The sequence below is a fragment of the Streptomyces sp. NPDC001222 genome (genome assembly GCF_042896945.1).
Classification (GTDB): domain Bacteria; phylum Actinomycetota; class Actinomycetes; order Streptomycetales; family Streptomycetaceae; genus Streptomyces; species Streptomyces gibsoniae.
Genome location: NZ_JBIAXT010000019.1, coordinates 102077 through 125511, shown reverse-complemented (window position 1 = coordinate 125511; position 23435 = coordinate 102077). Strand labels below are relative to the sequence as shown.

The following is a 23435-nucleotide window of genomic DNA, read 5'->3' as shown; positions in this document are numbered from 1 at the left end:
AGGCGAGGGCGGCGGGGCCGCTGGGCGCCTGTCGACGGAACGGAACCGTAGGAGCGGGGCGCGCTGAAGTAGGCACATCGATCCGATAACCCTGGTTATCAAGGTAGTCGGCCGACAGGGAACGTCACTGGGGAGTCGCGTACTCCGCCCAGGCAGTCTTGCCCGGGCCGTCCGGGCGCGGGTGCCAGTCCCAGCGGTCGCGAGGTGCGAGGCGAGGACCAGTCCGCGGCCGGCCTCCTCCTCACCGGCAGCACTGGCCGGGACGGCGGGGCCGTGGAGTGGTGGGGACGGCGGACGGCAGGAGTGGCGTTCTGTGCGGGTGTCGGTGACCTCGACGCGCACGGTGTGGCCGCCCGGTTCGCCGTGGAGGCGGAGGTGGAAGTCCCGACCGGGGACGTGACCGTGCTGCACGGCGTTCGTGGTGAGCTCGGCGACGATCAGCACGAGCGCGTCGTGGGAGTCGGTGCCGTACGGGATGCCCCACGCGTCTAGGCGGACGGCCGCGAGGCGGCGGGCGAGGCGGGCTCCGCGGGGTGTGGAGGTGAAACGCATCTCGAAGGCGCGGTCCGGAGCTGCGGCCACCTTCAAGGGAGCGCCGGGGACGGTGGGTTGGGCGGTGCCGGTGGGGTTTGTGGGTTTGGTCCGGCGACGGTGGCGGCCCTGTCGAAGACCGAGCAGGGAAACATGGGGATACCGACGACCAGCCGCGGCTGCCACGCGCTCACCCGCATCTTTCCTGTCGCCGTGGTCGGCGCTCCACACGGCTCGGAGCAGTCAGTCCAGTTGGCCCGGGAGATCGCCGCTTTCACCCACGGCGATCCGGCCGCGCAGTCCGCCGCAGCCCATGCGGCGGTGCTGGCCGGCCATTGCCTGACCAGCACCCCCGAGACGCAGGACTCTCTGTTCGCCCACCAGTCGCAGGTGCAGCAAGCCCTGATGGACTGCATTCATGCTCTTCGCGCGGTCGACTCCGACCTGACCGCAGCCGAGCACAAGCGGCTCATCGGGGCGCTACGGCAGGCCGACGACCACCCTCGCAGACGCGGGACGCCTCGCAGAGCTCGCACCGGACGCCACCGCGCCCTCGGCACTGCTCGGCGGCCTGTATGTCGCCACCTCCTTCCCCAACCGGGACCAAGTGAACGCCGCGCTGCGCTTCGCCGCCGGGGCGCCGGACAGCGACTCGGTCGCCTGCGTGACCGGTGCGCTACTCGGAGCGGCACACGGCGCCGAGGCACTGCCCATCGATCTGATCAGCCGCCACGAACTGGCCTGGGTCCTCGACACCCTGGCCCGCGACCTCGTCACCGAACTCATCGACTCCGCCAGCAGCGACGGGTTCGACGGCTAGGACGACCATTGGTGGGACGGCTACCCCGGCTGGTGACCCGCCGGCATCCTCCCGGCTCTGGCCCCGGGCTCAGGCAGCGGCCGAGAGCGGGCGATGCCTGGAGCCTAGTGCGCGCAGAATCCGCGCTTCCTCCTTGCGGGCCGCGGAGGGAGAGATACGGCCAGCGGCGCGGCGGAAGGCGAGGCCGGCGAGGGCGTCGGCGGTTTCGTTGAGGTCATGTCCGATGTGCCCCTTGAGCCAGCGGACCTGGACGCGGTGGCGGTGGCGCAGCAGGCGGTCCATGAGGTGCCTGCCCTCCGGGAAGAGGAGGGTGCGATGGGCCACCGCCGGGTCTGCGCTGTCCAGGGCTGCATTCGCTGCCTCGACTGCCTCGGTACTGTCGCACAGGAGGACTATGGGCGCTTCCTCGTGGCGGTCGAGGAGGCTGAGAGCGGCCGCGCAGATGCCGATCACTTCGGCTTCTCCGCTGCTTGAGGCCATGGAGTCGCCGCAGCCGGTCGTCCCGTCTTCGGCAGCCCAGCCGTAGCCGCACAGCGTGGACTCGTCGCCGACCGCGGCGTCGGCGACGGCCACGACGGCGGTGCCGGGAAGATCGGCGAGCACGGCGTAACGGTCTATGTCAGCCAGGGCCGTTGCCGTCGAACGCTCACTGCCGTTGTCCTCGCCCGTGTCGGCGGGGGAGTCGTCAGTGAGGACGGTGGCGAGAGTGCGGTGGCACTGCGGGCAGCCGTCGATCCGTTCGGCGCAGTCTGCCCGGTGCCTGGCGGTCAGCTCACGCACTCTGTGCCACGACTGGGGCTCGTCGGCGGGGAAACGTTCGAGAGCTGCGGCGCGACACCGTGCGATGAGCTCCGCGAAAGGCCCCGTGGCCACGCATGCCTGCATCCGGTCACGTAGACCCGCGACCCGGAGTTTGGCCTCGCGGGCACGGGCAGCGAGAACAGCGGCGTCCTGGTAGGCGTCCTCCAGGGCGTCGAGCCGCGGGCCCCGGGCGAAGAGAGGGCAGGCGAGTACGTCCCGTTCGGCCTGGCCGATGGCGTAGCGGCCCCAGGCCAGCGCGGAACGGACATGTCGGCCCCACCGTTCGACCAGCGCGTCGTGCAGGAGGTACGGGTTCTCCTCCTCCCGCGCGTCGCGAAGGAGGGCCTGGACGAAGGCGTCGTCGTGGCAGTCCTCCAGTTCGCGCACCGGTGCCGGCAGTTCGCCGCCTACCGATCTCTGGTCCCACGCCCACCGGGCGAGATCGCTCTCCGGCGCCTGCGGCGTGCCCTCCGGCAGCCCCCTGTCGCGGAGTTCCTCGCGCAGGGCCGAGGCGTAGGCATCGGGGTACGCGGAACGCGCCACCCGCAGCTCCAACATGTCCACCGGCCGGGAGAGACCAGCGAGGCGGCGAGCGCGCTGCTCCTTGCACACGGCGTCCGCGCGCGAGCGGGCCCGGCGCACCTTGCGCGCGTGCTCTCGCAGCCGTCGCAGCTGCTCGGGCGGCTGGGCTGAGAGCTCCGCGCGCCGGACGTCCCCCAGAGCGAGGACGTCAGCGTGCGCTAGAGCGATGGCGATGGGGCCGGCGAGTGAAGCGTGTTCCAAGGCTGCGGCCGTCTCAGCAGCGCAGATCCCGTTCATGTGCGCGAGGACGGCTTCCTGTAGGGCGGTGAAGTCCTCGGAGAAGCGACGGACCAACTCCGTGTGCCCGGTGATCGTCACAATGGCCTTCCAGGTCGCGAGTGGTGTCGAGTGGGACCGTGCACGTTGTGTGACCGGCGTGTGCGGGCAACCCGTGGGCGCAGGCTCGGGTGCACCCGATGCGGCGAAGGCGTGAGGCCCCAAACCGCGTGCGGATGCTGAGGGCGCCCAGAAGGGCCCCACCGGCGGCCTGGGCTACTGCACCTGGCCGGTGAAGACGGCCGTGCGGTACCAGCCCGAGCCGGAGGTGTCGGCCGGCGTGATCTCGATCTGGGCGCTCTTGGCGGTCTTGGCGAACACGCACGCCTCTTTCCAGGTCTGCGACTTGCCCGGCAGCAGGTGGGTGTCCGGCGTGCCGTTGAGGCCCGCCTCCGTGTCGGAGATCTCGTCGGCGCCGTTGGGGCAGGACACGCTGACCATGCTCAGGTCGATAGGGGACTTGGAGCCGTTCTGCATGGTGACGGAGAAAGCCAGGTACGCCTTGCCGGACGGGAAGGCGTACTCGCCGGAGGTGCCCCGGCTGAAGTCGCTCAGGTGCGCCTGGACGCCGTTGGTCCACGTGGCGGTCTTGTCCAGCGCGACGGTGATGGTGTCGCTGTCGGAGTCGTCCTGGGTGTCCTGGGCGCTCTGGGTGTCCTGCGAGGCGCTGACGGTGGCCGTCGGCGTCGCGGTGTCGGTCTGGGTGCCACCGATGGTGGAGCAGGCGCTCAGGGAGCAGCCCACGGCCACCGCGGCCACGGCGAGGACGGCTTTGCGCGTGTGGGTCGTGGGCTCTGCGATCAGCGAGACGAGCGCCGAAGCTCCGTGGGTGAGCCGCGCTCCGCGTCGCGACGGTTTCTTCCCGGCCTGCGGCTGAGCGTAGGCAGGAGGCGTCTGCGGCGGCACGGCACCCCAGCCGGATCCGTCGGGCTGCTGGGGAGTGGACGGCGTCGAAGGCGTACTGGTCATGGCAAGGAACCTCCAGGTCTTCGTGCACCGGGCACGCCGGTGTGTGGCAACGCCGGCAAAGGTGCCCTGCATCGCCCGCGGAGGTCGCGACGGAGTCTGATAACCGGGGTTATCAGGACACCGGCACACTGGTTCGCTCAATGGTTGTAAAGTGCTGGAACCTGCCGTCGAGCCGGGCGTTCCGCCGCGGACTCAGCGGGACAACAGGTTGAGGTAAGGGGGGCGGGGCTCGATGACCACTGCGCATGAAGCCGTATCGCCCATCGTGCCCGAGATGCCGGCCTGGCGGATCACTTACGCCGAAATCGCCTCCCTCGCTCAGGTGCAGCGGCCTGTGCCCACCACGTGGAGCCGCAGGCACCCGGACTTTCCGGCGCCCGTCGCCCACGAGGACGGGCGGCCCTTGTTCGACGCACGCGCGGTCGTGGACTGGCTGACGACTACGGGCCGCGGCAACGCGGACCCCCGCCATCTGCGGGCCGAACTGGCACTGCACACCTTGGCCGCCTTGCGGACGCCCGCTCTGCCCGCCGCCGTCCTCGTGGGGGCGCTGACGGCGTTGATCTGCCTGCGCCACCAGCTCGACGCCAATGTCTCGGGCCGGAGCTGGGACGCGGTCCTCGCCCAGGCAGCCGATCTGGATCCCGAGGACGCGTTCTTGTCGACTGAGCTGCGTGCAGTGCCGGACCCGGACCGCACGGGACCGGGGCTCGCCGTCCTCGCCGACGAGCTGACGGAGGCTGCCTACACACCTGCCGAGGCTTTCGACTGGGTCCTCGAGGGCCGCCGCCGCCTCGGCTTCCACGACCTTGCTGCCGACGAGCCCACTCCGGCGGTGGTACGCGCCCTCGCCGCCGTGTCCGGCGTCGACACCCTCGACGAGGGCTCCGTCATCGCCACCCCGCACGCCCGCTCCGGCGATCTCCTCGCTGCCCTGCACGCCCAGGCCGCCGAGGACTCTGGCCACACCTACCTCGCCTGCGACCCCGACCCGGCGCGGGTCCGCCTGGTACGCCGGCGGATGCTCGTCCGTGGAGTGAACGAGTTCGACCTCGGCATCACCGAGGGAGAGGACCTGCCCGTCGACGACTGGGGCTACCCCCATCTGCTGGTCTGCGTCCTCCCTTATGAAGCGGCGGAGACCCGCAGCCCGCAGGCCGTGCTTGAGCGGGTGCAGGCGCTCACCGACTACCTCGGTGACGGCTCGACGGCCGTGATCCTCGGCCCCGCCGACGTGCTGGTCCGCCCGCTGCCCCGGCACGGCGAGGCCGACCGCCTGCGCCGCTCCTTCCTCCGGGACGGCCTGCTCAAGGCAGCCGTCAGCCTCCCCGACGGTGCTTTCCCCTACCGCCCGGGCTACCGCACCGCCGTGTGGGTGCTGGCTCGCACACCGGCGGAAAATCGTACGGGCCTGGTGTTCCTCTCCGACTACTCCGCGCAGCCGCTCACCGACCCGGTCCTCGACGCGCTCGCCGAGGACATCACCATCTGGCGCGGCTCCGGCTGGCGCGGCGACCGTCGGCACGAATCCCGCAATGCGGTGATCGTCCCAGCCAAGGACCTCGACGACCGGCCGGGTGCCGCCTTCACGACCCAGCACCGCCCGACCACGGCGCGCTACACCCGCGGTGTCATCGAGCGTCCGGCCCGCATCAGCGACCTGGAACAGCGCCTGGCGGAGCTCTACGAGCAGGCCCGGCAGCGCGCCGACCTGCGTGAGACGCTGGGCGCTCGGGCCGTGCTGCGTTCCGAGGACCAGCCGGTACGGCGCACCACCGTGCGTCGGCTCCTCGCAGAGCGCCGCCTGCGCCGGCGCCCCGGCCACCGCATCGCCGACGAACACCTCTCGGCCGAGGGCCACTACACGGTGCTCACCCCCGACGAGGTCCTCGGTACCGCCCGCCCGGGCAGCCGCTGCATCGACCGCGGAGTGTTCCTCACCGGCTACGAACACGCCCAGTTCACCGAGCCGGGCGACATCGTCGTCACCACGAGCCCCCGCTTCGGCGCGTACGTCGACGAAGCCGGCCTGTCACTCGTGGCCGCCCCAGCCCGTATCCTGCGGGTCCGTCCCGACGCCGACCCGCCGGTCCTGCCTCGGGTCCTCGCGGCGCTGCTGCGGGCGGCGGCCACCGAGTACGGGCGCACCAGCGGCGCGGTGCGGGCCTCGCGGGGTATCGAGGACCTCCTCATTCCGGACCTGAGTCGGGACGAGGCCGAACGCTTTGACGCCGTGCTCGCCGAGCTCGAGAGCCGAGCGACCCTCCTGCGGGAACAGTCCGCCGCCCTCGACGACCTGGCCCGTACCACTGCCGCCGGCATCGCTGACGGCACGCTCACCCTCCAGAACTTCCCCGGCACCGACGACTGAAGGAGACGCTTCACCCCATGATTCCCGGCCAGAAGAAGCCCACTGATCAGGCGGAGCTGTTCAGCGCCTCCACCGCCAAGGAGATCCAGGACATCCTGTGGAAGGCCGCGGACAAGCTCCGCGGTTCCATCGATGCCGCGCAGTACAAGGAGTTCGTGCTAGGCCTGATCTTCCTCAAGTACGTCTCCGACGCCTTCGAGGAGCGCCGCACCGAGCTGGCCAAGGAGCTGACCGAGGACGGCATCGACGAGGAGCGCCTGGAGGAGTTCCTGGAGGACCGCGACGAGTACACCGGTGCGCACGTCTTCTGGGTGCCGGAGGCCGCCCGCTGGTCGTGGATCGCCGCCCACGCCAAGAGCCAGGGCGTCGGCAAGCTCCTGGACGACGCGATGGACGCCATCATGCGGGAGAACGCGGCGCTGACCGGCGTCCTCCCGAAGATCTTCAACCGGGACAACGTCGACCAGAAGCGGCTGGGCGAGCTCGTCGACCTCATCAGCGACGCCCGCTTCGGCGGCAACGAGGACAAGCCCGCGCAGGACGTACTTGGTGAGGTGTACGAGTACTTCCTCGGCAACTTTGCGCGTGCGGAGGGCAAGCGGGGCGGCGAGTTCTACACGCCCCGGTCCGTCGTCCAGCTGATCGTGGAGATCCTGGAACCTTACGAGGGGCGGGTGTACGACCCGGCGTGCGGCTCGGGCGGCATGTTCGTCCAGGCAGCCAAGTTCATCGAGGCCCACCGGGGCCGCGGCCACAAGGCCGACATCTCCGTCTACGGCCAGGAACTCAACGAGCGCACCTGGCGCCTGGGCAAGATGAACCTCGCCATCCATGGCATCGACGGCAACCTCGCCCCCCGCTGGGGCGACACCTTCGCCGACGACAAGCACCCCGATCTCAAGGCCGACTTCGTCATGGCCAACCCCCCGTTCAACATCAAGGACTGGGCGCGGGACGAGAGCGACCCCAGGTGGAAGTACGGCGTCCCGCCGAAGAACAATGCCAACTACGCGTGGCTTCAGCACATGATCTCCAAGCTGGGAGAGAAGGGTATGGCCGGCATCGTCCTGGCCAACGGGTCGATGAGCTCACAGTCGAGCGGTGAGGGCGAGATCCGCCGGGCGCTTGTCGAGGCGGACTTGGTGGCCTGCATGGTCGCCCTGCCGCCCCAGCTTTTCCGGACAACGACTATTTCCGCGTGTCTATGGTTTCTGGCGAAGGATAAGACCCCTCAAGGGGCACAGAGGTTGGACGACAGGCGAGGTGAGATCCTCTTCATCGATGCGCAGGAGATGGGTGAGCTCAAGGGTACGGAGCGGCGTCTAACAGAAGCCGACGTAGAGAAGATTTCCAGTACATATCACGCGTGGCGAGGCACAGCGTCGGCGCGTGAGGGCGGACGTACATACGCGGATGAACCTGGATTCTGCTGTTCGGCGGCTCTAGAAACTGTGCGAGGGCACGGGTATGTGCTGACGCCAGGGCGATACGTAGGTGCCGCTTATTCCGGTATGGATGACGACGAGGTGGTCGCGCAAAGAATTGAAGAGGGCACCACTGAACTCCTTCAGCTATTCCAGGAGTCAGATCGCCAGCAGAGGATCGTGATGGAACTCCTTAAGGGGCTTGAAGTTGCCGACTCGTGAAATTGCGTTCTCTGAGCTGCTGAGTGCGGTAGTGGACAATAGAGGGCGAACCTGCCCTACTGAGGATAGCGGCATCAAGCTGATTGCTACTAACTGTATCAGTAATGAATCGCTCTATCCGCGCTACGAGAGACTGCGTTATGTATCGCAGGAAACTTACGAAAATTGGTTTCGCGGGCATCCTGAGCCCGGCGATCTAATTTTCGTATGCAAGGGGACTCCCGGGCGGGTAGCGATGACGCCCAATCGTGTCGATTTCTGTATCGCTCAAGATATGGTGGCGGTGCGCGCCGACCGTTCCAAGGTTCACCCCCTGTATCTATTCGCCGCCTTGAGGTCGCAGCAAGTGCAGGATAGGATCCGGAATCTCCATGTGGGGACGATGATTCCGCACTTCAAGAAAGGGGACTTCGGCAAGCTCTACATCCCTGTGCCCGATCCCGAAACGCAAGCGGGGATCGGAACCCTGTACTTCGAAATGTCGCGGAAGATCGAAATAAATGAACGCATCGCGGCAAGTGTCGATAAGCTCGCGTCGGCCCTGTACAGATCGTTGAAGAGGAAGGGGGCGGGGTTTGAAGAAGTCACACTCGGTGACGTGGCTTCAGTAAACTCGGGTTCGGTCAAGCCTCTTGAGAACGGCTGCCTGCGTTACATTGATATTTCTAGCGTTGGCGTCGGGTCTTACGAGTGGCCTGATGAAATCGGTTGGAGCGAAGCTCCGGGGCGAGCTCGCAGGAAGGCTGCTCCCGGCTCCACGATCTGGTCTACCGTAAGACCGAACCGGCGGTCTCATGCTCTACTGCTGGACGACGACCCTCATCTCGTTTTCTCCACCGGATTGGCTATCCTCACACCCAAGTCCGTTGGTCCAGCCCTTCTGTATGAAGCTACCCGTACGCCAGAATTTCAGGCCTACTTGGAGAGTGTTGCTGAAGGTAGTACTTACCCGGCAGTGCGAGCCGAGCGCTTCAAAGAAGCTCCAATCCTGCTACCGAAATCCGAAGAGAGGGAAGAATTCGAGAGCACTGTCATGCCTATGCGGCGTCGCTCTCATCAAGCGGTGCGAGAATCACGGGCACTCGCCAACCTCCGTGACACTCTCCTTCCCCAGCTCATGTCCGGCCGACTCCATGTCAGGGACGCCGAGAAGATTGTCGAGGACGCAACGTGACGCACGATGATGAGGGTAGAAGCGACGAGCGCCACCGCCCCCTGGAGGCCGACTGGGAACAGTTCGCGCTCAAGGAGCTGCGTGGCCTGGCCTGGCTGCACACCTCCGGCAACGAGTTCGCCCCCGGATCCGGTCACCGTAAGTCATGGGATGACCTGATTCTCTATCCTGACCTCCGCGAAGCGATCGAGCGGCTCAACCCCGAGCTGCCCCCGGACGCCATCCGTGACGCCATCGCAGTAGCAGCGAGCCCGACTTCGCAGGACACGTACGAGGAAAACCGCACCGCGCACACGTATCTGACAGCCGGCATCCGCTCCGTCACGTACACCGACTCCTTCGGCGCCGAGCACAACCCGACCATCCGACTTGTCGACCTGGCCGATCCGGACGCGAATACCTACCGCGCTCTGAACCAGGTCACCGTCATCGATGGCGAAAAGAACCGCCGCTTCGACATCGTCCTGTACGTCAACGGCCTCCCACTCGCCGTACTGGAGCTGAAGCGCGCGGGCGACGAGGACGCCACGCTTCAGACCGCGCACTCCCAGATAACCCGATACGTGCAGGAGTTCCCCACCGCTTTCCGCTACAACGCGGTGGTCCTGCTCTCCGACGGCATTACGGCGAAGTACGGCACGCCCTTCACCCCGTGCGAGCATTTCGCGCCGTGGAACACGGACGAGTCCGGTGCCCGTGTCGACCCGTTCGACGCGGAAGGGTTGGCCGACTCGGGCCAGAACCTGGCACTGCACGGCCTGTTCACGCAGCCGCGCTTCCTCTCCCTCCTCCAGTCCTTCATCAACTTCGTCCCGTCGAAGCGGATGAAGCGCATCGCGAAGCCGCACCAGTTCCACGCGGTGACCCGCGCCGCGGAGGCCGTCCGGGAGGCCGCCGCCACCGATGGGAAGGCCGGCGTCGTCTGGCACACGCAGGGCTCGGGCAAGTCCGAGGAGATGGTGCTCACCACGACGATGGTGATGCGCGACCCGGCGCTGCTGAACCCGACCGTCGTAGTCATCACCGACCGCAACGACCTCGATGACCAGCTGTACTCCACCTTTCTGGAGAGCGAGATCCTCCCGGAGACTCCGAAGCAGATCCTCACCCGGGCTGAGCTGCGGGAGGAGCTGGCCGCCAAGCGGACAGGCGGCGTTCTCTTCACCACCCTCCAGAAGTTCGGCAGGACCAAGGAAGAGAAGGAGTCGGGGGCCGATCACCCTCTCCTCTCCGACCGCCGCAACATCGTGGTCGTCGTCGACGAAGCCCACCGCAGCCACTACGACAACCTCGACGGCTACGCCCGCCACCTGCGCGACGCCCTCCCGCACGCCACGCTCCTGGCCTTCACCGGCACCCCAATCTCCGAGGCCGACCGAAACACCCGCGAGGTCTTCGGCGACTACATCGATGTCTACGACCTCAAGCGGGCCGCCGACGACGGCGCGACCGTCAAGGTCTTCCACGAGGGACGCGTCATCCAACTTATCCTGGACGAGGACGCCGACCCGACGAAGATCGACGAGGAGGCCGACCGCATCACCGACGGTCTCGACGACACCGAGCGCCGCCGGGTCGAGCAGGCCGTCGCCACGATGAACGCCATGTACGGCGCGCCCGCTCGCATCAGGGACCTCGCCCAGGACCTGGTGACGCACTGGGAGGCGCGGCGCGAGCGGATGCAGCCCTTCGTCGGTGTCTCCGAGGAGGGTGGGGCGACCGGCAAGGCGATGGTCGTTTGCGCGACCCGCGAGATCTGCGTCCGGGTCTACGACGCCCTGCGTGAGCTGCGGCCGGAGTGGCACAGCGACGAGGTCGACAAGGGTGCCATGAAGATCGTCTTCTCCTCGGACTCCCGGAAGGACCCCGACCACCTGCGCGCCCACACCCTGCGCGACAGCCAGCGCAAGGCGGTCATCAACCGGGCCAAGGACCCCGACGACGAGCTGGAGCTGCTCATCGTCAACAACATGCTCCTGACCGGCTTCGACGCACCGCCGGTCCACACGATGTACCTGGACCGACCGCTCAAGGGCGCCAACCTGATGCAGGCCCTGGCCCGGGTCAACCGCCGCTTCCGCGGCAAGGAGGACGGCCTCCTCGTCGGCTACGCGCCGCTCACCGAGAACCTGCAGAAGGCGATCGCCGAATACACTGACGCCGACCGGCAGGACCGCACCCTGGGCCAGGACCTCGACCGCGCCCTGGACGAGCTGCGCAACGAGTACGACATCCTCACCGACATCCTGCGTGGCTTCGACTGGCGGTCGCGCCTGACCCAGCCGACCAAGACGGCCTTCATAGACGCCGCCCTGAAGACGGCCAACTACCTGCGGGACCCGCGAACCCCGGGCAACGACCCGGAAAAGCTCGACGACCCCCGCCAGACCCTCGGCCGGCGCTTCCGTGAGCACGCCCACCGCCTGGAACGTTTCTACGCGTTGTCCGGCAGCGCCACGAACATCGGCGAGCGCTTCCCGGACCACCCGTCCTGGCGCCGGGACATCCAGTTCTTCGTCGAGGTGCGCGCCTACATGGCCAAGCTCGACGCGATGGACCGCGAGGCTCGCGGCCTGCCCGTCGCCCGCGACGTCGAGCTGTACCTCCAGCAGCTGACCTCGTCGGTCGTCGAGACCGGCGGGATAACGGACCTGTTCGCCGAGGCCGGCCTGGAGATCGCCGACCTGACGCACCTCAACGACGCCCTTGTCGCCAAGCTGCAGAACAGCGAGACCCCGCATCTGGCGGCGGAGGCGCTGCGGCGGCTCGTCGAGAAGAAGATGCGCGAGGTGACGCGACACAACATCGTCCGCCGCACGACGTTCTCCGAGCAGCTCCAGGACCTCATGCTCCGGTACATGCGTCAGCAGTACACGAGCGCTGAGCTCATCGCCAAGCTGGTCGAGATGGCCAAGGAGGTCGTCGAAGACGCCAGGCGTGGCGAGAAGTTCGACCCGCCCCTGAACTGGCGCGAGCTCGCCTTCTACGACGCGGTGGCCGACCACGGCACGGCGCGGGAGCTCATGGGCGACGAGGTCCTGGCCGGCATCGCCCGCGAGCTCGTCGCGGAGGTCCGGAAGAAGCTCAAGCCGGACTGGATCGCTCGCGACGCGGTTCGCGCCGGTCTCCGCAGTGCCATCAAGCGCCTGCTGGCCCGCCACAACTACCCGCCGGACCGGCGTCCGGAGGCCGTCAACCTGGTACTGAAGCAGATGGAGTACTTCGCCAACGAGTGGTCCACAAACGGCGTCCCGGACAGCTGAGCTGTACTCCATAGATGCAATTTCCAGGATCGCGCAGAGGTGAGCTCGCCAGGGTCCGCGATCTTCCGCAGCAGCACGACGCCGCGTGCCCGACGAGGTTCTCCTCGTCGGCCCGCGTCACGAGCTGCCGGTCCCAACCGCTAGCCCTCACCTTCTGGGGCCCCTCGCCGCGCGACGTTCCTGATCTGAACGATCCAGATCACCACAGGCGAGGGGCACCCCCTGCACCGTTGCCGGATCGTCAGTTCACCGGCGGACAGTGCCCGTAGTTGAATGCACAAGGGTTCACGCTGTTCTTGTCGAACGTCAGCCACAGGCTGTCGCTGGAAAACGAGGGGGAGACGATGACCGACGACCGCCAGGCGATCGTTCCGGTGTGGACGCTGGCGACCGGTGACGTCCGGGTGCCCGCATTGGCCGGAGACGGGCCGATGACGGCTGATCGCTTGGCCGAACTGCGCGGTGTGCTGGCCGCCCTCGCCGACGAGCCGATCGCCACACTCGAGGTACACCCGCTGTCCGCCAAGCTCGACCGCGGCCGAGGCATCCCGCTCGACGCCGCAAGTCCCCTGGCGCAGCACCTGTCGCAGCTCATCACGCAATCGGCGAAGAATTCCTCTGTGGCGGCCAAGGCGACCGCCACCGGCGAAAACCTGTATCGCATGGTGGTTCCCGCGAAGACCGCCGCCCAGCTCGGGCAGGGGCTCGTCCGCCCGATGGCGGCGAAAGGGGTGGCCAATGGCATCCGCGGCGCATTCGTGAACTCGAAGGGCACGATCGTCGACGCGGCGTCGTTCGTGCCCGTCGGTAAAGCGGCAGCGGCGGGCGCAGCCGGTGGAGCCAGTGCGACAGCCGGCGTCGCGGTCGCCGGCAGCGCGGCGCTGACCGTGGCCGCGCCGCTCGTGCTCATGGCCGTAGCGGTGGGGGTGAGCGCGCATGCCGACCACCAGCGCCAGCAGGCCATCGCACGCATCACGGAACTGCTGGAGCAACTGCACGACCAGAAGCTCGATGACGAGCGCAGCGAACTCGACGGCTGCCGCGATGCCATCGACAAGGCCACCGCCATCCTCCTCGACCAGGGCAAACTCGGTGTCTCGCTGGGACTGGACTCGGCCGTGCATGCCATCGGCAAGGCGCTGGCCGCCGCTGACCGGCGCCTCACCAAGTGGAAGAACGCACTTGACGAGCTGCCCGAAGGCAAGGCTGTCGAGATCGACACGCTGACCAAGTCGTTCCCCGGCATCGACGACGACGGCGGCACATTCCGCACCCACCTGGAACTCGCCGCCCTGGCCATTGCGCTGAAGCGTCGGGTCATCGTTCTGCAGGCCGTCGATCACGCCCAGAGCGACCCCGGCAACCCGTTCGAGAATTTCGCCCGCGCACTCAAGGCCGACCAGCAGCGCCTCGAGGACCTGGAGTCGAGCATCGCCGGTGTGCTGGAACGCCTGTCGGCGCTGGAGTTGACACGCACGAGCGGATTCCTACCCGTACTCACGACCGGTGAAGTAGATCATCTGATGCGCGCGGCAAGCCGGATTCGCAAGCTGGGCGACGGCATCATGGTCAACAGCCGCGCGACCGACGTGGCGATCGAGATCTCCCGCAACAAGGACGGCTCGGTGGTCGTGTTCCCCGCACAGCCCGCGTAGACGCAGGCGCGATCGCCTCGCCCTGGTCCGACCACAGCCGGATCAGGGCGAGACTCGTCGGCGTCCTCTGCCTTTCCGCGGGTGGCATGTGCGGTGCTCGCCGCCCGCGACGTCAGGGCATCGGGCGCCCTGATCGGTTCGGACAGGTCATGAGGTCGGTTCCAACATGAGGCTCACGCCGGACAGGCTGCCGACGTCAGGCACGGCGTCCTCATCGAAGTAGGGAACCAGGCGGCCGGTCTCCCAGGCAGCCAGCGTTTCAGGCGAGATCAGTATGAGCCTTGGTCCTCGACGAATCCGTCCAAGGGTTCCGGCAGGGTCACACTCGTGACCAGAACCCGCAGCATGGAAAGGGAGACCTCGCCCTTCATGGTCTCCACGAGCGCGAGCGCCTGCAGCAGCCGATGTGTCAACGTCGCCTGGTCGCCCGGTCGGATCTCATCGGTGTCCAGGCAGGCGAAGGACATGACCTTGGGCCCGCGGTCCGGGAGTTGCAGATCGGGATGGAGTGCCATGCGCATGGTCAATCCGTCTTCAGTCTGCAGGCTCTGCAGGATCTCGTATCCGTCCTTCGCCAGCAGCCTCAGGCACCGGGCGTCGACCGCCTCCTGCGATTCAGCGCGCACAGTGAGGGGCTCCGCGGCTTCCGCGGCCTCGGCCGACGCTGGTCGACTTACGGGATCGCCAACTACCGTGAGGCCGTTCACGGTCGGGGCAAGTCGTGCTGAGTCGAGCAGCTTGTCGACGTCAGCTTCGAGAGTGGTGCGGATGTCGGCACCGAGTCGACCCCATCCGAAGAAGCGAGCGGTCTCACGGAGCAGTTCTTCCCGGCTGATACCGGGTGACTCCGTCACCAGGCCGATCAGTGCTACCTGCCGTTCCGAGGGCGGGACGTGTTCCGCCTTACGAGGCTTGCTGCTCCCGGGAAAGCGAGCGAGAAGCGTCCTGGGCGGCGCGAGGTCGACAACATCGTTGTCGTGGGTGACATGCTTCCGCCGCGCGAGGGTGCGTACGGCATCCCGGATGCTCTCCTGCCGTGGCCCGCTTGAGGACCTCCACGTCCTCCCGCAGCCGGCGGTTCTCCCGCCGTAGCGCGGCCAGTTCCTCGCGTTCGCTGCTGGTCAGGCCGTCGCGCTCGCCGGCATCGACCTCGGCCTGCTTGACCCAGTCGCGCACCGCGGTCTCGGTCAGGTCGAAGCCCTTGGCGACCTGGCCGACCGAGCGGTCGCCGCGTCGGCAGAGCTCGACGATCTCGGCCTTGAACTCCGGCGTGAACGAGCGGCGAGGACGCGGCTTCTCCTTCCCCAGGCTCTCCATGATGGACATCATCCTTCCGAGGCCGAAGGCCCTGATCTCCGATGTCCGTCAAAGCGGATCAAGCCCAGTCCTGGCCTGCACGATCCAAACGAACGCAGCAGGGCCTGGGGCCGTCCTTCGGCCAGGCCACCGAACCGGCCTCCACCCGGTTCCCCGACCGGCACAAGACGACAAATTTGCTCTGCAACATCCCTATAGGGGTTGTGTCAGCACCGACGCTCCTCTGGCCCCGGCGCCCAACGACGCATGTCTCAGCTCCCATCCCAGCCGCACTCGAGTCCGGACAACTCACAGAAGATCCAGGTGGTTCTTCCTGACGAGCCTCTCGACGTGACCGAGTCCGTCGCTGCCGCTCTCCTGCACCTTCTCCAAACCCTGATTACCGAGCCAAGGCAGCCAAGTACCGAGTCCCGCGACGCCTAATCGGGAGCCCCGCTGGCTCTTCTCGCCCATTCGAGGTAAGACAGAACGCCACATAACACCCGCAACACGCTCCATCCCTACACGCTGGGAGTCCCACCGCCCGTGATCCGTTTCGCCTTCGCCGGACGCTGTTCCACCGAGGATCTCCAGGACCCGGAGGCCTCCAGGAACTGGCAGCTCACCCGCGCACGCCGGCGCGTCGTCCGGGTCTTCGAACTCGTCGTAGTCGTCGTACGGCTCGGCGTGGTTCACGGTCGCGCTCCTATCGGTATCGGTGGTCAACGGCCCCAGCAGTTCGTCAGGACCGCGGCGAGCAAGAACAGGAAGAACAGGAACGATCCCGACGGCAGGCAGCCGTCGCCGCGCGCTTCCGCGTGCACGGCCCGGATCCCGTCCCCGGCGGCCGGCACCAACCCACCGTGCACGGTGGCCCGGTGCCCGTCGCGCTCGTCCTCGGCATCGGCATCGGCATCGGCATCGGCGCGGTTGTCGTGCCGCTGGGGGGATCTGGCGCCGCACTGGCGGCGCTCGTAGGGCGGCGTGCTGGTATTCACGTTGATCGTTGCGGCTGTGCATGCCGTGATCCTGGACACCGACTGGAAGGCGGGTCGGTAGTGCTGGGGCTTGCGATCTCTCTCGTGCGGCTGACACTGCGACTCAGCTTCGGAATGATCGACATGATGTTCCGGGCGTACACCTTGGGCAAAGTGGATCCGAGGACGCGCCGGTTCGTGTAGGCGCGGTATCTCTCGCGAGGCGCGGGCCGGCTGTACGGTCGCTGTACCCGTAAAGAGGTGCCCTTCGAGGCGGCGGCCCCTCGTATTCCACCAACGACGGGCCGCTCCGTGTCCGCAACGCACGAGCGCGAGCCCCGGTAGTGGGGTGGGCGCGCGAGGAATGCCAGCCGTCTCGACGGCAAGACGCCCGTTAGGGGATACTCGCCAAGCTGGCTTGCGCGCCGCCGCAACCACCACACCCTACGACCACGGAGGCAGCCGTGCCCAACACCACGGAACGAGACCTCAGTAAACGAGCCAGCGCGATGCTCGACCAAGCGATGAGGCTCCCCGGGGTCGCCGCGACGCTCAAGATCTACGAGGCTGCGGCCCACCGAGCACACACCCCGCCGCCGACCCCGCCAATGGTCCGCTTCTCGGCCGGAGGGAACGCGTAATCACCTGTGCCCGGATGGTCTGAAATCCTCCTCGAAGTCCAGCAAACCCTCCTCCCCAACGGAGCCCCGGACTTCGACCAGCTCCGCCGGAAGTACCTTGCCGAGCTCGCCGCGTACACCGAGCGGCCTACGGTGCTCTACTCGTCCAGCTGGCTGACCGCCGGCGGTGTGGACACTTCAATAACCCTTCAAGATGTGCAGGGGTTCATGGAAGTCTTCCACGGACTGCGAGGCGCACACCTCGATCTCATCCTGCACAGCCCTGGCGGCAGCCCGGAAGCAGCGGATCGCATCGTCCGCTACATCCGGTCCCGGTTCAACGAGGTGCGCGTCATCGTGCCCTTCGCTGCCATGTCGGCTGCGACCATGATGTCGCTTGCCGCCGACGAGATCGTCATGGGCGACCACTCCCAGTTGGGGCCCATTGATCCGCAGATCCCCATGGGCAACACCATGGTGCCTGCCCACGCTCTGCTGCGGCAGTTCAGGCGGGCATCCGACGAGTGCGCGGAGGACCCCCGAAAGCTCAGCGCATGGATGCCCACTCTGCAGCAGTACCAGCCTGGGCTTCTGGAGATTTGCTCCGACTACGAGGAGCTCGGCCGTGAACTCGTCGAGCAGTGGCTCAGCCGCTACATGTTGAAGGATCGCGTGGACCGTGATGCTCTGGCGAAGGCATCAGCGGGGTTCTTTGCCAATGGGGTTGAGCATCACACTCACAGTCGAGCAATCGACCGTGAGCAAGTCCGCCGGCTGGGCTTGACGGTTGTCGATCTTGAGGCTGACGATCAACTGCAGGATCTCGTGCTGAGTGTGCACCACGCCACCACACTGATGTTCCAGGCAACCTCCTGCGTGAAGATCATCGAGAACAACGTGGGCCGCGCATTCGTCACGCAGCGCCAAGTCATCGCCATGCCGCCCCAGATGTCTGTACAACTGGGCTGAGACGCTCCCTCGGCGACCAGTCGTGACGCCGCAGCGCCAAGCGACAGCGAGCGCCCGCCCCGGGACGGTGGTGCGGGCGTTCGGACGGGGGCGGTCGCGCCTCAACGGCCATCCCCGCTGGGCGCCATGATGAAGGCGCGCCAGGAGCCGTCTTCAGGTCGGCTAGTGGGACCAGCCGCAGTTGAAGCGGCGTGGGCGGAGTGATCGGCTCGAGCTAGGCAACCTGCGGTCCCGCCGGTGGCCGGCACCGCTAGGTGTGGCTCATGTCAGCGACGCGTCATCCGACTGGGCCTCGCGAGTGGCCTGCCACTCACGCCGCTTTGCGCGGGTGCCGTTGCCGGGCTTGTCCTGTGCCTCCCAGTCCGGTTCAGGCCCGGAGTCCTTCGCGGGGACCTTCGTCACTTCCAGGCCGGCTGCTCGGCCTCGAGTGTGTTGCCCGGTGTCGCACGTCAACAGCCGCACCTTACGGGCGGCGAGAGACTGGATGGCAACCGCCCGGTCGATGATCTCGTCGTCAGCGATGGGCAGGCGCACGTGGCTGGGCGGGTCCAGGACGATCTCCAGGTTCACCTCGCCGCGGACCGCGCCTTCCTGTGAGATGAGCTCCTGGCGGTGGAGGATCCCGAAGGTGGAGCCGCCGAGGGCTTTGTCCAGGAGGCCGAGCGTGTGGGACGCGCGCCAGCGGGCTCGGTGCTTGCTGGCCTCCTTGAGGTTGTCGAGTTCGTCGATGACGGCCATCGGGAAGAGCAGCCGGATGTGTTCGCCCAGCGGCAGCCTGAGGACTTCGTGCAGGTTGGTTTCGGCGAGTGGGGCGGGGTTGTGGATGTAGAAGCTGGAGTCGGCGACCACAAACCACTCCAGGCCGTTCCATCGACCTATCTGCGCCTCAAGAGCCGCTTCGGCTTCCTCGAAGGCCTGGACGCGCTCTGAGACCTCCAGGTCCACCAGGCCAATGACGAAGTCTCGTTGATGCCTCCCGGCGAGCGTGCCGCAGCTGGCAAGGAGTGCCTGGTAGCGGCGGGTGAATACCAGGTGGTCGACGTCCTTGTCGCTGATCTGTGGGCGCAGAACGCCTGCCGCTTCGGTGGCCCATTCCAGATATGCCAGAAGGTACTCGATGGCGCTTCCGAACGGCCTGCGGAGGTTCTCGGCTTCGCGGCGAACCTCCTGGAGGACGTGGCGGATGTTTCTCCGGTCGGCTCCCGGGCGGGGTGTGATGAGCATGCGCTGATCCTGCCAGGAGCGGCAACCTGCCCAGGCAGGCTATGGCCGAAGCGACGGGGCGATCGGCCGGACGTGTGGGAGCACCGACCAGGCCGTGACGGTTCCTCCTGGTGCCCGTTGGTGCGTTCGTGACATCGATTCAGGAAGCGCTCGAGGAGGCGCGCCACATGACGTCCTGAATCGACACCTTGGCGAACACGGCCTGGGTCGGCAGGAAGTCGGCGGGGGTGGGGATGTAGCGGGCGAACGTGGTCAGGTCCACCGTGGTGCCGTCCTTGATCAGGTCCTGAACAGTCATCGACAGGCCTCCCTTACACGAACCGGATCTGGCAGATGGAGGACGGGGCGACCGGCGGGACTGCGATCGGCAGCTTCGCCGTCTTCACCGAGCCGTGCCACAGCAGCGCGGCCGGGACCTTCGTCTGCGCGGGCGCGAACAGCACCTCCGCGAAGACGAATCCGGCCAGGGTCTGCCGGCCGTCGGCGGCGCCCGTGGAGTAAAGCCCGTACAGGCCAGATGCGGTGATCTTGCCGACGGGGATGCCGGACAGGAACCGCGAGTAGGGGATGTTCGTGTCGGTGGACGGGACGTAGTGGGTGCCCGACGTGAAGGTGGACATGTCGAGCGTGATGGTGTCGACCGAGTTGGTGCCGTGCAGGCTGGCAAGCCAGGACCGGTCGGCCGTCAGGTTCTGGGTGGTGGTGACCGGCTGAACGGTCATGAGTCCTCCCGTGGACGCGACGAAACGGGTGATCGTCCGCTCACCGGGCGGTGGCGTCGTCCACGAGAGGGGGCGTGGTCCCCACGATTCCGGCCTTAACCCGCCGGTGGGAGGTTCAGGCGCCCGTCAGGAAGCCGCGCTGGCGGGCCATGTCGGCGCCGTGCGAGCCGGGCTTGGGCACGTTCGAGCCGCGCGGCGGAGGCCCGCCCGCGGGGGAGCCGCCGGGCGCAGCCGGGGGTACTGCGGCGGCGGCCTGCGCGAACAGCTCGGGCCTGCGCGCCTTCAGGGCCTCAGCGGCCTCGGTGACGGCCTGCTCGTCGGCGTCGTCCTCGACGACCAGGAGCCGTTCGGCGTCCCTCAGGTCCTCACCCCTAGCACCGAGCGCCACCAGAGCGGCACGGCGTACGGCGGCACGCTCGCGGGCGATGGCCTGCGCTTCACGCGCTTGTGCGGCGGCGGTCGCCTCGGCTGCGGCCTGCTCGCGGCGCTCGATCTCGGAGAGCTGCGCGGCCTGCGCCTCACGCTGCTGCTGCACGAACGTCGTCAGGTCGTCGGTCTTGGTGAAGCCCAGCTGCTCGACGAGCTTGCGGATCGCGGCGCGTTCGCCTTGCTGCTTCTCGCGGGCCAGTAGCCGGTTCAGCGCCTCTTGGTCGGGCAGCTGCGCCAGCGTTGCGGCCGGGTCCGTGCCCGGGGCGGGCGGCAGCTGCTGGTTGGACGGGTCGGTGGGGTCGGCGCCCAGGATGGGGAAGATGGGGCGGCCGTCACGCCGGTAGCCGACCGGCGTACGGGGGTCGGGCAGCAACCTGTCCATGGGGATCCAGTTCTCCAGCAGCAGCGCCCCCGCGCCGTCGATCAGTCTAGCCACACCCCTCTGCGTGGTCGTGCCGCGCGGACGACACGGAGCAATGACTCACGCTCCAGCTCGAATCTCTCAACATTCGCTCTGGTGATCCCACGCCACCCTTCTTCGACCGTAGTTGCGACCAGTAGGCGTTGTGCCGCGTCCACCACGTCCGGGTTGGCGTGAGAAAGCAGCGGAAGTGCGGCGTTTTCGACTTGTGCACGGAGAGCATCCCTCTCGGCGCGCGCGCGCCTCCACTCGGCCAGATCAGCGGTGATGAATCGGGAAGACTCTGCACCTACGGCCACTGCTCACCGCCGCCATCCTGGGTAATCACGGTACTTCTCCTTGGCTTGCAACCACGCCGCTGCGGTCGAGACCCAGTCCATCCATGAGGCGAATCGACCCGAATACAGCTCGTATACGCTTTCGGCCTTCGCGCGGTACGTGTTGGCCGCGCGCACCAGCTCGTATGCATTCATAAGCAAGGCGCCAAAGGCCTCACGCTCCTCGGTCTGAGCGATGGTCCTCTTGGTCATCCACGAGGTAAGAGGCACAGCAATCAGGGTGGTGGCGCCGCCCCGCAGATTGGTCCAGTTAAAGGCCATAAGTCATAGATTGCCCGACCATGACCCCGGGTTTGAGGATTGACCTAGGCGTCCAGATGGAGCTCCGGTGCGGTGTTCGCGGCTGCCGAGCTGTTTCTGCACGAGCCGTCAGTGGGCCGGGACCGGCCTCGCCGATGATGCCGTCTGGCCGGGCGGCTGCAGCGGTGTCGGCGGCAGCGGCTTGGCTTCGGGCGGGCTGGTGGGCGGGCCGGACTGCGGCACCTGGCCCTGGCCCGGGTCGACGAGCGGCACGCGCGGCGTCGGGTCCGCTGGGGGCAGTCCCAGGTACTCGCGCACCGCGCCGTTGTCGCCGGTTGTGTCGGCGAGGCGGGCGGCCTGGTCGAAGGCCCGCTTCTGGATGCGTTCGATCTCCTCGGCGATGTCCTCGACGGGGTATCCGGCTTCCTGCAGCATGCGGACCGCGGTCTCCAGGGAGAACACCCTCGTACCCCTGCACGACGTCGTTGAGGACGGTGGTGCGGTCGGTGGGGGTGTGCGCGCCCCACACCAGGCGTGCGGACAGCGACTCGCCGGCGGGCCACTCCTGGCCGGCCTGGTGCAGGCGCTGCACCATGCACAGCAGCAGCTGGTACTTGTGGTCGCGGGCCAGGCGCATCCCGCCGACGAGGGAGTCGAGCGGGCCGAGGGCAATCTGCAGCGAGTACCCGTTCGGCAGCTTGGCCGGGTCGAGGCTGCCGAGCCCGGCCGCGGTCAGCCGCGTGTTGGCGGCGAGCCGGTCGAGTAGGTGGTCGATGCGCTGACGTAGTTCGGCGAGCTGCGCGGAGGTGTCGAGGGTGTCCATGCGGCCGTTGTCGTTCAGCTGCCACACGCTGCCGGCCTCCACCCGTGCGGGCAGCGGCTGGCCAGTGGTTCGGTCGATGGGCAGCCGCGCCCCGGCGAGGGCCACGATGGGTGTGCCGGTGGTCGACGAGGCGGAGGCGCTGTCGGTGTCGGTGGCGGCCAGCTCGTCCAGCAGCTGCAGCACGGTCGCCAGTGTGGACTTGCCCCAGTGCTCGCCGACGTCGGGGATCGTGTTCGGGACGTGCACGACCGGAATGAAGTCCACCATGAGGTCGAGCCGGTCGAGGACCTGGCCGTCGGAGCGCACCCGGTAGGCGGCCTTGTCGGCGGGCAGCGAGTACACGTCGTGGGCGCGGCCCAGGTCCTCCAGCAGCCATTCGGCGTCGGTCAGGTAGCAGGTGGTCGACGAGGGCTTGCCCGGCGCCCACGGGTAGGTGCGGGTGACCGTGCCGGTGACCGGGTCGAAGGTGTCGCCGACGGTGAGCACCGGGTCGCCCTCGGCGCCGACGACCACCTCGCGGATGGCGCGTCCGTCGTCGGTGCGGCCGGGCTGGGTCGCCACACCGATCGGGCCGAGTTCGTAGGTGATGCGGCGCACGCGGGCTTTCAGGCCGCGTACCGGGTCGGCGGGCAGCTCCCACGCGAAGTGCACACGCGAGGGGTACTCGGCGGAGTCCTGCTCGCCCTCGTCCCACTCGGGGAAGTAGAACCCGGGGTCGTAGGTGCGCAGCAGCGCCCGCTTCTTCGACGGCTCCCACGCCAGGGTGTAGACGCCGTCACCGCAGCGTACCGCGCACCGTTCCGCCTGCTGGATGCGCAGCGGCAGCAGCTCCTTGTCGGCCCAGTCCCGGAGCTTCTCCTGCAGTTCGGCCGCCGCCGCATTCTCGGGGGTCGCCTTTTCCTGGTCGGCGTGTTCGGCGCCGGGCACCACGATGGTCTGCTCCGGGCCCAGCAGGTAGCTCAACGTGGTGTCGATCAGCTTGGACGGGTCGCCCAGCTCGCGCCGCTCCACGCCGTGGTGGTCGTCGCCGGTGATCGAGGCGAGCTGCCCGGCCTGGTTGGAGTCGTACGCGGCGAGGAACTTGTACGCGGCCAGGCGGCGCAGATCCTCGGCGGGTACCCAGGAGGTGTTCAGCTCGGGGAACGCGTGGTGGCCTGGCCGGTTGGGGTGGGCCATAGCCTGCTTGTAGTTGAGCCACGACCAGGCGTCGATCAGCAGTTCACGCAGGTGCCTCACGGCTGCCCCTCCAGGCATGCAGGGCCCCGCGCCCGAAGCCAGCTTAGAGGCA

18 protein-coding genes and 3 pseudogenes are annotated in these 23435 nt (G+C 67.8%); 8 read left to right on the top strand and 13 right to left on the bottom strand.

The window, feature by feature from the left end; all coding sequences use genetic code 11:
• Window positions 1-124: 124 nt before the first annotated feature.
• A pseudogene (locus tag ACFY2Z_RS24625) lies at window positions 125-552 on the bottom strand (ATP-binding protein).
• Between the two features lie 132 nt (window positions 553-684).
• Between ACFY2Z_RS24625 and ACFY2Z_RS24620 the strand changes: the two are divergent.
• Window positions 685-906 (top strand): annotated as a pseudogene (locus ACFY2Z_RS24620) (ADP-ribosylglycohydrolase family protein); the annotation flags it as partial.
• Between the two features lie 184 nt (window positions 907-1090).
• The gene (locus ACFY2Z_RS24615) at window positions 1091-1351 is read left to right on the top strand and encodes an ADP-ribosylglycohydrolase family protein (RefSeq protein ID WP_390746299.1); all 261 of its coding nucleotides are present in this window, start codon (window positions 1091-1093) and stop codon (window positions 1349-1351) included.
• Window positions 1352-1420: 69 nt separating this feature from the next.
• On the opposite strand, the gene ACFY2Z_RS24610 is transcribed toward ACFY2Z_RS24615, so the two are convergent.
• Window positions 1421-3052, bottom strand: coding sequence for an RNase H family protein (locus ACFY2Z_RS24610; RefSeq protein ID WP_390746261.1), 1632 nt, complete (start codon window positions 3050-3052; stop codon window positions 1421-1423).
• Window positions 3053-3226: 174 nt separating this feature from the next.
• Window positions 3227-3979: a hypothetical protein gene (locus ACFY2Z_RS24605; protein WP_390746260.1), complete on the bottom strand. Its 753-nt coding sequence runs from the start codon at window positions 3977-3979 to the stop codon at window positions 3227-3229.
• A gap of 232 nt (window positions 3980-4211) precedes the next feature.
• Here ACFY2Z_RS24605 and ACFY2Z_RS24600 point away from each other — a divergent pair, with 232 nt between their 5' ends.
• From ACFY2Z_RS24600 to ACFY2Z_RS24580, 5 genes are all read left to right on the top strand, one after another.
• Window positions 4212-6350, top strand: a complete 2139-nt coding sequence (locus ACFY2Z_RS24600; RefSeq protein ID WP_390746259.1) for a hypothetical protein — start codon at window positions 4212-4214, stop codon at window positions 6348-6350.
• 17 nt (window positions 6351-6367) lie between these two features.
• A complete protein-coding gene (locus ACFY2Z_RS24595; protein ID WP_390746258.1) occupies window positions 6368-7996 on the top strand; it encodes a type I restriction-modification system subunit M in 1629 nt (542 codons plus the stop codon).
• Window positions 7983-9170 (top strand): restriction endonuclease subunit S, encoded by a 1188-nt coding sequence (locus ACFY2Z_RS24590; RefSeq protein WP_390746257.1) that lies wholly within the window; start codon window positions 7983-7985, stop codon window positions 9168-9170. The genes ACFY2Z_RS24595 and ACFY2Z_RS24590 overlap by 14 nt, the downstream gene beginning before the upstream one ends.
• On the top strand, window positions 9167-12433 hold the full coding sequence (locus tag ACFY2Z_RS24585; protein WP_390746256.1) for a type I restriction endonuclease subunit R: 3267 nt from the start codon (window positions 9167-9169) through the stop codon (window positions 12431-12433). The genes ACFY2Z_RS24590 and ACFY2Z_RS24585 overlap by 4 nt, the downstream gene beginning before the upstream one ends.
• 344 nt (window positions 12434-12777) lie before the next feature.
• Window positions 12778-14088 (top strand): hypothetical protein, encoded by a 1311-nt coding sequence (locus ACFY2Z_RS24580; protein WP_390746298.1) that lies wholly within the window; start codon window positions 12778-12780, stop codon window positions 14086-14088.
• A gap of 269 nt (window positions 14089-14357) precedes the next feature.
• Here ACFY2Z_RS24580 and ACFY2Z_RS24575 read toward each other — a convergent pair whose 3' ends face one another.
• From ACFY2Z_RS24575 to ACFY2Z_RS24560, 4 genes and pseudogenes are all read right to left on the bottom strand, one after another.
• Window positions 14358-14942: a hypothetical protein gene (locus ACFY2Z_RS24575; protein ID WP_390746255.1), complete on the bottom strand. Its 585-nt coding sequence runs from the start codon at window positions 14940-14942 to the stop codon at window positions 14358-14360.
• A gap of 178 nt (window positions 14943-15120) precedes the next feature.
• Window positions 15121-15405, bottom strand: a pseudogene (locus tag ACFY2Z_RS24570) (transposase); the annotation flags it as partial.
• Window positions 15406-15693: 288 nt separating this feature from the next.
• Window positions 15694-16080 (bottom strand): hypothetical protein, encoded by a 387-nt coding sequence (locus ACFY2Z_RS24565; RefSeq protein ID WP_390746254.1) that lies wholly within the window; start codon window positions 16078-16080, stop codon window positions 15694-15696.
• A gap of 26 nt (window positions 16081-16106) precedes the next feature.
• Window positions 16107-16382 carry a hypothetical protein gene (locus ACFY2Z_RS24560; protein WP_390746253.1) on the bottom strand — a complete coding sequence of 92 codons (276 nt, stop codon included), beginning with the start codon at window positions 16380-16382 and terminating at the stop codon, window positions 16107-16109.
• Between the two features lie 626 nt (window positions 16383-17008).
• On the opposite strand from ACFY2Z_RS24560, the gene ACFY2Z_RS24555 reads away from it, so the two are divergent.
• On the top strand, window positions 17009-17950 hold the full coding sequence (locus ACFY2Z_RS24555; protein WP_390746252.1) for a hypothetical protein: 942 nt from the start codon (window positions 17009-17011) through the stop codon (window positions 17948-17950).
• Window positions 17951-18211: 261 nt separating this feature from the next.
• On the opposite strand, the gene ACFY2Z_RS24550 is transcribed toward ACFY2Z_RS24555, so the two are convergent.
• From ACFY2Z_RS24550 to ACFY2Z_RS24525, 6 genes are all read right to left on the bottom strand, one after another.
• Window positions 18212-19174 (bottom strand): PIN domain-containing protein, encoded by a 963-nt coding sequence (locus tag ACFY2Z_RS24550; RefSeq protein ID WP_390746251.1) that lies wholly within the window; start codon window positions 19172-19174, stop codon window positions 18212-18214.
• A 139-nt stretch (window positions 19175-19313) separates the two neighbouring features.
• Entirely contained in the window at window positions 19314-19472 is a 159-nt protein-coding gene (locus ACFY2Z_RS24545; RefSeq protein WP_390746250.1) for a hypothetical protein, read from the bottom strand.
• Between the two features lie 13 nt (window positions 19473-19485).
• Window positions 19486-19896, bottom strand: a complete 411-nt coding sequence (locus ACFY2Z_RS24540; protein ID WP_390746249.1) for a head decoration protein — start codon at window positions 19894-19896, stop codon at window positions 19486-19488.
• Between the two features lie 115 nt (window positions 19897-20011).
• Entirely contained in the window at window positions 20012-20761 is a 750-nt protein-coding gene (locus ACFY2Z_RS24535) for a hypothetical protein (RefSeq protein ID WP_390746248.1), read from the bottom strand.
• Between the two features lie 287 nt (window positions 20762-21048).
• A complete protein-coding gene (locus ACFY2Z_RS24530) occupies window positions 21049-21345 on the bottom strand; it encodes a hypothetical protein (RefSeq protein ID WP_390746247.1) in 297 nt (98 codons plus the stop codon).
• A complete protein-coding gene (locus ACFY2Z_RS24525) occupies window positions 21335-23383 on the bottom strand; it encodes a hypothetical protein (protein ID WP_390746246.1) in 2049 nt (682 codons plus the stop codon). The genes ACFY2Z_RS24530 and ACFY2Z_RS24525 overlap by 11 nt, the downstream gene beginning before the upstream one ends.
• Window positions 23384-23435: the final 52 nt, after the last annotated feature.

Coding starts and splice junctions, on each gene's coding strand:
- ACFY2Z_RS24605 (WP_390746260.1), bottom strand. CDS start 3,979: ATGACCAGTACGCCTTCGACGCCGTCCACTCCCCAGCAGCCCGACGGA.
- ACFY2Z_RS24600 (WP_390746259.1), top strand. CDS start 4,212: ATGACCACTGCGCATGAAGCCGTATCGCCCATCGTGCCCGAGATGCCG.
- ACFY2Z_RS24595 (WP_390746258.1), top strand. CDS start 6,368: ATGATTCCCGGCCAGAAGAAGCCCACTGATCAGGCGGAGCTGTTCAGC.
- ACFY2Z_RS24580 (WP_390746298.1), top strand. CDS start 12,778: ATGACCGACGACCGCCAGGCGATCGTTCCGGTGTGGACGCTGGCGACC.
- ACFY2Z_RS24550 (WP_390746251.1), bottom strand. CDS start 19,174: ATGCTCATCACACCCCGCCCGGGAGCCGACCGGAGAAACATCCGCCAC.
- ACFY2Z_RS24545 (WP_390746250.1), bottom strand. CDS start 19,472: ATGACTGTTCAGGACCTGATCAAGGACGGCACCACGGTGGACCTGACC.
- ACFY2Z_RS24540 (WP_390746249.1), bottom strand. CDS start 19,896: ATGACCGTTCAGCCGGTCACCACCACCCAGAACCTGACGGCCGACCGG.
- ACFY2Z_RS24530 (WP_390746247.1), bottom strand. CDS start 21,345: ATGGCCTTTAACTGGACCAATCTGCGGGGCGGCGCCACCACCCTGATT.